General features: G+C 54.8%; 2 protein-coding genes. One reads left to right on the forward strand and one right to left on the reverse strand.

The genetic code is table 11. The annotated features are described in order from the left end of the window. Window positions 1-33: 33 nt before the first annotated feature. Window positions 34-9,768: a prepilin-type N-terminal cleavage/methylation domain-containing protein gene (locus H8S44_RS02290; protein ID WP_186872690.1), complete on the reverse strand. Its 9,735-nt coding sequence runs from the start codon at window positions 9,766-9,768 to the stop codon at window positions 34-36. A 313-nt stretch (window positions 9,769-10,081) separates the two neighbouring features. Between H8S44_RS02290 and H8S44_RS02295 the strand changes: the two genes are divergently transcribed. After that, on the forward strand, window positions 10,082-11,461 hold the full coding sequence (locus tag H8S44_RS02295; RefSeq protein ID WP_186872689.1) for an alanine/glycine:cation symporter family protein: 1,380 nt from the start codon (window positions 10,082-10,084) through the stop codon (window positions 11,459-11,461). The last annotated feature ends 44 nt before the right edge of the window (window positions 11,462-11,505 follow it).

Below are 11,505 nucleotides of genomic sequence, written 5' to 3' on the forward strand. Positions count from 1 at the left end.
CTGCCATCTCTTTGTTTCTATATCTGTTACCGTTTATTCCTGCTGGAAGCTGATCTCCGCCTGTTCGGACTCTACATAGGCCTCGCTTAAAGGCTCCTCCAGATTATCCCGGACGTCGGCCTGCAAAGTGACCTTCTTCGTCAGCCGGACAGCCTCCACAGCGCTTCCGTCCTTAGCGGTCACCCTTACGGCGTCGGGCAGCTTCAGCTCGTAGGACCAGCTTTCGGTATCCGCATCCCGGACTGCCGTCAGCTCGGCGCTCAAATCCATGGAATAGTTACCGGTTCCGTTGGTGCTGGTATAGCTTCCGGTCACGGTAGTTTCATATCCGGTCAGGGTAAAGTGCAGGCTTCCGTCATCGGCCGCCTTTTTCTCCAGCTCTATCCACGTTTCTGTTTCATTGCCGTCGTCGTCCGTCTCCACCATCCGGTGCAGCACTACAATAGTCTGCTGTGCGGTTCCGTCTTCGGCGACCTCCTCGGTCTCCTGAATCCGGTAGTCTCCGGCCAGATCCGTATTAAAGCCTTTCAGAGCCAGCCGGTAGAGATCCGCGCTGTCCACGCCGGTCCACTTCAGCACATTCCGCTCTGTATTCCAGGTTTCCACAGTATCCGGCAGTCCCGGCTTATCCGTAATATTGACGCTGACCTCAGTGGTCTGTGTGCTCTGTCCGTTCAGCTCCGGTGTATCCAGCTTCACGTAGGGCAGACGGAAGGGCGTACCGGCCTGACTCCAGGCGGAGCTTACATTTCCGCCGCCGGAGGAAATCCGGGCATAGAATACAATCCATTTACCTGCGTACTTCAGCGGCAGATCCGCCAGCGCGTAATCATAGACCTTCGGATCGGCAGTCTGCTCCATCTGTACCGGTGTGCCGTCCGCCTCATAGGAGGCCGGGTAAATAGCCAGCGGTGTGGCATCCGGGTTTGCCGCTTCTGCCTCTGAGTTATAGATATGGGCTCTCAGCAGATATGCACTGCCGCCGGGCGGCATACTGGTGTCATCCTGTGCCGTAGCCGTGATCTCCAGGCCATTGGCGCCGTCATCGGTATTCCGGAAGTCCTCCGCCCGGGTCGGATTGTCTCTCGTGTACTCCCAGCTCTTGGCCCAGTCGATATTCGGCGCTTTCAACCGGTTCGAAATCTCCACTTCATTGGTGATACCGGAGAGGCTGTCCAGATAATCGCCGTTCACATCCGCCTTTGCCACCAGGTAAATCACCACCGTCTGACCTGCATAATCCTCCAGATTCCGGGTAACCTCATAGGTTCCGGCCTCTGTTTTTTCACCGATACCGGCCTCTGTTCCCAGCAAAGCGGCAGCGCTCAGATTACCGTCTGTATCCCGGGTACGGATATAGAGCTGATAGCCGGTACAGCCTTCTTCTGAAGTAATGGGCAACCAGCTGAGCTTATAAATCAGTTCGTTTTCATTGACGATCTGTACGCCGGGCTGGGCCGGGCTCTCCAATCGGGGCTTTACTTTATAGGTTCCGGTGCTGGCCCGTCCGATACGGAGCGTTCCGGTACCCGTGGTTCCTCCCACCTGGGTCACCTTCAGGCGTACCTGGGTGTAATTCCAGTCGGCTCCATCCACAGTCCAGCTGTTTCCGCTGATGGTCTGTGTACTGGAGATGACCACTTCGCGCCCATCTCCATCGATCCCTGCCAGAGATACCTGATAGTCGGCGGCGGCGCTGCCCATCCATCTGAAGGTATACTTCAGCTCTCCGTTCTCTCCATACTGCGGCTCCAGAGTCTGATTCACACCCTCAAGCTCCGGCGCGTCCAGCCAGGTCCAGAGCTGGTCAGAAGTGCAGAAGTACTGGCCCTGGCCATTCCATGAGAAATAATTTCCCGTATTCTTCAGGGTCGTGCTGCTGAGATACTTCCAGGTCTCTGTCTCTGCTTCACTTCCGTCATCCTGAGTCTCTGTGATTACGTCGGTCAGTTCTTTTACATTGGCCTCCGCCTCGGGCACGTCTTCTGTATAGGCATATACCGGGCCCAGTCCGGACATGGCGTACCAGATCCGCACACGCATATTCTCTGCCCGGCTGATATATTCCGGCAGATTCGTGAAGGTGGCTGTCGCTTTTCCTGCGGATACGGTCAGCAGATTCCGGGACGCCAGTACCGCGTCCGTTGTCTGATTTCCATCCTGATCCGTCCAGTCTCCCAAAATCTCGATCCGGTATACCGGCGGCGTATCTACGCCTTTCTGCCCGGTGGCATCCAGCTCTACCGTAATGGTCATATCTTCCTGGGTGGTTCCGGTAACGGTAATGTTCTTCGTCAGAACCGGGTTATACTCATCCATATAACTCAGTGTCATGGCCGGTCGATACCAGGGTAACGCCACCGGCGTGGATATGGTCCCGGATGCGGTCAGTTTTCCCTTGGGATCCGATGCCTGGGCCGTCATCTGGAACACATAGCCTCCATCCGATTCCATCGTCGTGTCTGCCTCCGGCGTATTCCGGTTCAGCGTGATGGTCTTTCCATTCACTTTGATGATAACCTGCCAGTCGGCGTAGAGATACGCGCCGTTCTGCTGTCGGTTATACTCCTCCAGATTCTCCAGCTTAAAGCGGTATGCATGGTACCTGCCGCTGCTTCCCGCGTCCCCATTGGGAACCAGTTCTACCCGCACTTCCGGTTCCGGAAGGATTTCGCTGATCTCGTAAGTCTTCGCCGTAATCCAGTCAGATTCTCCGACCTCCTCATACATGCTGACTGCCTGCACTTCTATGGTGGTCACCTCTCCCGAGGCCTCAGCCGGAAGCTCAAAGCTTCCATTTTCCGTATACAGATTATAAATCTTACTCTGTCCGTCGGCGGTCACTCTTACCCGATACAGGAAGGGATCGCTTTGCTCGCCGGATGTGGAGCCGGGCAGAGCTGCCGGAGTAATGTCCATGGTGACCTTACCGTCCTCCACCTTGGCTGTGGCGCTGGCAGGGGCCAGAATCTTGTTATCCACGATGCCTTCCAGACGATAGTAGCCGGTCCGGGCGTTTACAAATACCGGGTTCTCCGGATCTGCCGTAATGAGGCTGCTCAGATCCGACCGGGAATAGGTTTTGGCGTCTACATAGTACAGAACCTCTCCCTTTTTGTTTCCGGAACCGTCCCGGATATTTCCGTATTTATCAATGTAATCGGAATTACCGTAGACTGTCGTCATTCCATTCGAGTTTCTGGGCACAATACTGGCCAGGAAGGTTCTTACGCCCTTCGTCTGATCTTTCATGAAGAACAGATTATGGGTATATTTTCCCTGAATATCCTGCTCATAATAGCCATTTCCCGCGCTGCTGCTTCCACTGGGCGCGTCCTCGCTGATCACCACGTCAGAATATCCCCAGTCATAATCCACATAGTAATTGTTTTTCCGGTCTTCTGCCGGAATATCGCCGACTCCGCCCTGGTTTCCGATGCCTCTGGCGTAAGTGGGATAACGTCCGTCTCCATTTTCCTTGTGATAATCCTTTGTGGGATTTACGGAAACATTGTCTTTGACAATGGTATGATCCGACCATCCGCCGTATCGGTCACCAAAGATTCCGCCATAGTAATTGTTTCCTTTCAGAACATGGGCGAAATTCCGGCATCGCTCGATCCGGATGGTGGTCGTCTCTGTGGAGCGCCGAATCTGGGGTACCGCTACATTATTCGCTTTCCCTGCCACATTGTCGCAGGACAGGAAGCCGAAGATACCGGAGGCCATGGATGAGGAATAGATCTCCACGCCCGGCCCATTGAAGCAGTCCAGGATCTGCACCGTATAGGGATCTCCTGTCTTGCCCGCTGCCATCTCGTAATTGGTGATATTTCCCAGGATGCCCGCGCTGTCGTTGGCTCCCGAGTCGTCGCTGCTCGCTTTCTTTTTATAGATGCTACCGTAGTTTCCACAGCCGATAATATTGTACTCGTTATCCTTATAAGCGTGGTAGAGCTGGGCCACGATACCGCCGGAAGCGCCTACCCAGGCCGCCTGATGGCTGGTCTGGAGTGTTCCGTAGTTCCTGCAGTTCTCGATGGTTCCGCCTGTTCCGGTCCACTGTCCCATGATACCGCCGGAATAATGGGTCCGATAGCAGTATACGGTTCCGTAATTCACACTGTAACTGATGGTCCAGCCGCCGGTGGTGGTATTGTTCTGGTTTCCGATGATGCCGCCCGCGAAACGGTTCGTATCCGCATTGGTCAGCTGACGGCCTACAAAGGCCCCGTTTACCAGATAGCCCAGATTCTTTTCGGACTCGTTCATACCGATGATACCGCCGGTACCTACGCCCAGGGTATTGGACTTGTTCACCAGGAACCAGTTTCCGGATACGCACTTTTGCAGGGAACCGGTGGTGGCATTGTAGGCGGCGATACCGCCCAGATTGCCATTGGTAGTCATACGGATATTCATCCGGTCCGCAGACACCTTTTTGTTGCTCTTATGATAGGTCAGATTCTCCACCTGGGCGTTATTGGTCCAGTTTACCCAATCCTCATTCTGATCCCCATACAGGCCCTGTGCCCTGGCCTTCTGATCCAGCAGAGACAGTCTCTCCCGGGCAGTCTTACTCTGATTCAGCACATCGTCGGTCATCACGTCCGGCGTAACGCTGCTGCCGGACAGCTCGATGGCGCCCTTATTGAAGCCGGTGACGCCGCCCAGCATACCATAGGCCGCTGTCAGACTGCTGTCCGCCCGGTTTTCCAGGGTACAGCTTCTTATGATGCCGTACTGCTCGTTCTTTCCGGTGATGCCGCCCGCGTAGCTGGAGAGGCTTTCCTTCTCTGCCGTGGTGCTAGTGCTGGTGGCTGTATACACGCCCTGAACGTCCAGGGTGAGCTTTCCCACACTGTTGCTCTCCAGACGGCCGCCGTTGATACCAGCGATGCCGCCGTAGCTATTGCCCGCCGCTCCGCTCTTTTCCCGGATAGTTCCTGAAAATACGCAGTTCTGTACCAGAGCGCCGTTCTCGCCGCCCTTTGTCAGCCCGTTGGTTCCGACGATACCGCCCAGATAACGGTAGTTCTGGAAGTCAGCAAAGCTGATTCCTTCTGTTTTTACATGATTTACGGTTCCTTCATTCTGTCCCACTGCGCCGCCTGCGGTCACATTTCCGGAGGTGCTGTTGATCTCCGGCATCTGTGCCATGGTCGTATCTGTGACAGTTCCCGTGTTCGTTCCTACGACACCGCCGTAGATGGCAGCAGAACCGCGTAAAACCACTGCGGATCCCGGCACGCTGTTTTTCACCGTACCGCTGTTCAACGCACAGATAGCGCCGATGGAATCCACGCCACGGCTATAGATCTCGGTACGGGTTACATTGGCGCCGGATCCGGTGCCCGCCACGGTACAGTCCGCCACGGTTCCCTTATTATCCGCCACGATTCCGCCCGCGTAACCGTTGCTGCTTCTGACCGGGCCGTAATTCTTACAGCTGCTGACCGTCTTTCCGGTGGTGTTCACTGCGGTGATGCCGCCTGCGGTTCCCTCGTCTGCCGTTACCAGTTCGGAACGGTTCACCACATTGATCAGATTGCCGCTAGTGGCTCCCACCACGCCGCCTGCCATGCCCTTGGAGGCGCGTACCAGTTTGGCGCTGCTGGTGAGAGCCGGACCGCTGCTGTCGCCCAGAGTTCCCAGATTGATTCCGGCGATGCCGCCTGCATTTTTCCGCCCTGTGACCGTGACGCCCTTTCCGATGACGACCAGCTCTCCGTTGGCGTCGGCAGTTCCGGTCACCCGGATGGCTCCGGATGCTTCGTTGATTCCCACGATACCGCCGATACCCTGGCCCTGGCTGCTCTGTACAGTCTTGCTGTCGGAAGCCGCCTCCGCCGCTTTCAGCTGAAGCAGTCCTCTGTTCCGTCCGGCAAAGCCCCCCACGTAATCGCCCCTGCCTGTCACATTGGCCGCGCTGGTATTGTCCTTCAGGATGCCGCCGTCCAGGTTCCAGCCCACGATGCCGCCCACGTCGCTGTTACCGGAAATGGTGCGTCCCTTTGCGGTGCTGCAGTTCTCTACCGTTCCGGTGGTATAGGTTTTTCCTTCATAGGTTCTGGTTCCATCGGCGCTGTGGATATTCAGGGCCGTGATACCGCCCAGATAGCTTAAAGAAGCACTTCCGAAGTTTCCGCTTAAGGTACAGTCATAGATATAGCCTGCGTTCAGGCCCACGATACCGCCGATCCCCACACTGCCGGACATGTTGCCCGTATTCGTGCAGTGGTCGATGATCTGATTTTCCAGATTCACACCGATGATACCGCCCACGAAATGCACCCGGGTCTTTCCTGCGTCCGCAGATAGGCTTCGTCCCACCTCGCTACTGGTCACAAAATCTCCCAGAGAAACGCCGTCGCCTTCTCCCACGCCGGAGGCCAGGGACAGATTCCCTGTATTCTTACAATTCTTCAAGATCAGATAGCTGTCCCTCTCACAATATCCCACCACGCCGCCTGCGTACCAGCCGGCTGCAATGGGGATATTATTTACGGCAGCGTCGTCCTTTCCTTTGATGGTCAGGCAATATCCATTGGCGGAACGCAGGGTCTCCTTCGGTACATGGGTACCGTCCTGCAGATTGGGCATCAGAGTCTCCACAGCCTTGCCATTCAGCTGGGCTGCCGTATAGGTTCTCTGATATCCGATGATACCGCCCACAAAGGCCCGGCCTGTGATAGAACCCAGGGAGTTATCCGAGCGGAATTTATCCATAATCCGATCTTTGGACAGATCCACGATATTCGCGCCGATGAGGCCACCCACGCAGTAATTTCCTTCCACACTTTTGGGTTTTACGGTCAGCTCCTGCTCCAACACACTTTCCGACGCGTTCAGGCCGAAGATACCACCTGCTCCATTGCCATAGGCGTAGATTTGGCCGCCGATAAGGGTATAATGCACGTCCAGTGTACCTTTCACATCGTTGAATCCGGCGATACCGCCCACATAGTCACCGCCCACCACGATACTGGATACGGATTTGACTGTGATGGCTTCGCTGTCTTTGGAAAACCGGATGGAACCGTTATTATAACCGGCGATGCCGCCCGCGTAGTCGCCGGTGGCTTTCCATTTTTTCACAATCATGTTGAAGACCGAGCTGTCATAATCGGACAGATAGCTGGTACAGTCCTGAATCTCCGCTCCGTTCTCATTATAACCAACGATACCGCCTGCGTACTTCTCATAGCAGGCCGCCACGCCGTTATTGACGCAGTTTTTCAACACTACGCCACTATCATTTCTTCCGGTAATACCACCCACATAGCTCAGACCGATGATGTAGCTGGCATTGGTGGTAACAGATACGTTTTCGTCTGCGCGGATAGATTCAGCGATGTCGCTGCCCAGGCCGCCTGCGATACCGCCCACATACTTTGCGCCCAGCACATAACCCCGTCGCCGGGTGGAACAGTTGTTGATCACGGTGGCATCGCCGTAACCGATGATGCCGCCCACATAGCTGCCCTTCAGCAGGAACTTTTTGCTCTCATCATAGGAAAAGCTGCTGTCCCGGCCGGAGGCCGCCGTGGCTCCGTGGATAACGCTCTCATACCCGTAGCCCACAATGCCGCCAAAGTAATGTCCGGTCAGGGCGTCTGCGGCCGCATCCTCGGTACTGAGAATCAGGCCGTCGTTGCTGCAGTCCAACACATCCGCCCGGTCCTGATAGCTGCCTGTAGTTCCGTTTCCTATGGTTCCCATAAGCCGTCCCACGATACCGCCCGTGAATACGCTGCCGGAGATATCCGCATGGTTCGCGCAGTCTTCCAGACGGCTCTTTTCCGCGACGCTGTTATTCAGCCAGACAAAGCCTGCGATACCGCCGATACCGTAATTGATCTTTTTCTGTGCCTTTTCATCCGATAGACTTCCTTTATCCGCAGGAAGCTCCACGCGCATGGTGCCATCCATGGTCAGATCCTGGAAAATCACTCCGTTCAGACCGGAGAAGCCGCTTCCCGCAGCTGTTCTATCTGCTATCACGCCTGTGATGCCGCCCACGGCCGCCCGGGAACCGGAGTCTCCCAGATCCACGTATACCGTTCCCTTATTCCCGGCATCTGCCGTTATAGTTTCTGTCTTTTTTGCGTCCACAGTGATCCCGGTCAGCTTACCTCTGCTGTAGCCGGACAGGATACCGATCCCTTTTAAACCGGTATAAGAATTCTCCTTATCGGTGATCAGCTCCAACGTCGGATCTTTCAAAGTCACATTTTCTACGCTTCCGTATATCTGACCGAAGAGACCCAGATAGGCAGCTTTGACTGCCCCTCCCGCTTGAAAGGCGTCTGCTTCCGCATCATTCAGGACGGACTTTCTGCCCAATTTCAGATTCGATACCAGGGTCTTGTCCCCATTTCCCGTAAGCTTTGCGTTCTTCTGCAGCTCCGGTACCGTGGGGAAGTCATTCACCGCATTGCCGTTATCGCACCAGGCAGGCAGCTGTATGCCTCCGCCTACGGAAGTCAGATCATAAAGACCAGTTCCCACGGAAGCCCAGTCCATATTCTTGGCTGTCAGAGTATAAGTATCCGCCTGACTGCCACTGCGGTAACGGATATTTGACAGATGACGGAAGGCGCTGATCTGCACGGCGGTTCCGCTGGTTTTGTCCCCGTAAAGGGTGTTCGCCGTATTGGAGGTAACGGGCTCGCTGTCCCGGTACTCCATATCTGTATGTACGGTTCCCGTTCCCGCGTAAGGAATTGCCTTAACTGTAGCGTAGATATTCTGCTCGTTCTGCAGAGCTGACGCTACGCCTGCCAGACGGAGAATGCTGGTGCTGCTGGTTCTGGCCAGATCCTCCCCACCCGCCTCCAGGGCAGCGCACAGCTTCGCAGACATCATGGCGTCCAGCACCAGGGAATACTTGCCCTCGGTGCAGGTCACCGGGAAGCTCCAGGAGCCCCTGCCGGTTCCGTCGGCTGCTTTCAGCTCCAGGCTGGCCAGCTCGGAGGAGCCGCCGCTTTTTCCGTCCCAGCCATCGGATCTCATATCAAAGGGCGATAAAACCAGACTGAACAGCTGGGCAGAATCGCTGCTTTTATAGAATGCGATCTCGTAGCTTACGTCCAGGGCGCTGCCCGCATTGGAGGACCAGTTCAGGGACAGCTTCTCGCTGTTCAGAAGACTGATGGTCATGATCCGCAGCCGGACCGGATCCAGGTTCACCACATTCACCGTATCCTCCACAGAATAGTATCCCAGAAGCCGCTCTTTCCTGCTGTCGTAGCTCCGCTCCCGCATGGTCAGACAATGATCTGTGTCGGAGGCCTCATAAGTCAGGCCCTTACACCTGGTTCCGTAGAACGCCGAATAGACCTGGCCGGACTCCACATCGATCTCGATGGCAATGGCTCCGTTCAGGGTCTCCTTATCATAGGCTGAATCATCCAGCAGCTCCAGTACCGGATTTTTCTCTGCGCTTTCTGTTCCGTATGTGTTCGCGTCCATAGTAATGGCATAGATCCGGTTGTTCCGCTCCGGATCGTTAAAGACGCCGTCCGCCGGGATACCCTCGGCCTCCACTTTCTTTTTAAACGCGTCCCATTGCCCCGAGGAGCGGTACCAGGTCAGTCTGGATTCTGCCGCCAGATAAACCGTCCTCGCATTTGATTCGTTCTTCCGGAACTCCGCCATTCTCCAGTAGCGTAGAAACAGTGGAGTGGCTATGGCTGCGATGATCGCCATAATGACCAGAACCACCATCAGTTCCGTCAGAGTAAACCCTTTTTTTCTGTCTTTCATATATTTATCACCTGTGACTCGGATGTTTTCTTCCCCTCAGTTGCTTTTTCCGTCATTTTTCTGCTAATAATGCCAGAATAGCATACAGAATAATATTTACACATTTTTTTGAAAATTGCAATATTTTCTATACCGGAAATCTTTCCTCTTTGATTTTGGTGATTTTTGTTTTTTTGAAATTATACATTAATTTTTTCGGTTCTTAATTTCTATTTCCGAAATAATTTCTCGCATTCCAGAGGTATCTATGATAAAATAAAAATAATTGCGGCACACGGTTGCCGTCATTTTATTTGTGAGGAGATTTTGTGTTATGCTGCAAACCATCGAACGTATTAACAGCGCTGTGAACGGCTTTGTCTGGGGTATCCCGGCCATGGTCTGTATCATCGGCGTCGGTCTGTATCTGAGCTTCCGTACCCGTTTTATTCAGTTCCGGAAGTTCGGCTATACCTTTAAGGTTACCCTGGGTAAGCTTTTCCATAAAAAAGGAGCCTCCGACGGCGCGGTTACTCCTTTCCAGGCGGTCTGTACGGCCCTGGCCTCCACCGTGGGCACAGGCAATATCGCAGGTGTGGCCGGAGCCATCGCCCTGGGCGGCCCGGGTGCTGTTTTCTGGATGTGGTGCTCCGCCCTGCTGGGTATGTGTACCAAGTTTTCCGAGGTGACCCTGGCGGTTCATTTCCGGGAGAAGAATGAGAAAGGCGACTGGGTCGGCGGTCCCATGTACTATATTAAAAATGGTCTGGGCCCCAGGTTCAAGTGGCTGGCCTGCATCTACGCGATCCTGGGCGTGCTGACCGTCTTCGGTACCGGCAACGCCACTCAGGTCAATACGATTACTACTGCCATCGACACAGCGGTGCTCAGTTATGTTTCCGCTTCGGATGGATTTATTCAGACCATGAATCTGATCATCGGTATCGTCATCGCAGTCCTGGTGGCAATGATTCTGCTGGGCGGTATCAAACGCATCGGTCAGGTAACCGAGCGGCTGGTTCCCTTTATGGCCCTGTTCTATATTATTCTGGCCATGGGCGTTATCAGCCTGAATATCCGGCATGTACCTGCGGTCCTTGCTTCGATTTTTGAGGGTGCCTTTACTCCCTCCGCCGTCACTGGCGGCGCGGTGGGTACGTTCTTCCTGAGTATGAAGAACGGTGTGTCACGCGGTATCTTCTCCAATGAGGCCGGCCTCGGTACCGGTTCCATTGCCCATGCGGCGGCGGACACCAGCGTGGCTGTGGATCAGGGGTACTTCGGTATCTTTGAGGTATTCATGGACACGATTCTCATCTGTACTATGACGGCTCTGGTTATTCTCTGCAGCGGCGTGCCCATCGGCTTCGGCGCGGCGGCAGGCGCGGAGCTGACCATCAGCGGTTTTACCTCCACTTATGGAAGCTGGGTATCCATCTTTACCGCGGTGGCTCTGTGCTGCTTTGCTCTCTCTACCATCATCGGATGGGGACTGTATGGCACCCGCTGTATTGAATTCCTGTTTGGCTCCAAAGTAAATAAGCCTTTTATGGTGGTTTATTCAGCTGTGGCGATTCTGGGCGCTACGGTGGACCTGGGTCTGCTGTGGGGTGTGGCGGATACCTTTAACGGGTTGATGTCTATCCCGAACCTGATTGCCCTGTTCCTGCTCGGCGGCACCATGGTAAAGCTGGTGCGGACGCATACGGTGTAAATCGCAAAACGTACGGCCCCGGGTTTCCGGGGCTGTTTTGATGG

It is taken from the genome of Anaerosacchariphilus hominis (assembly GCF_014290175.1).
GTDB classification, from domain to species: domain Bacteria; phylum Bacillota; class Clostridia; order Lachnospirales; family Lachnospiraceae; genus Laedolimicola; species Laedolimicola hominis.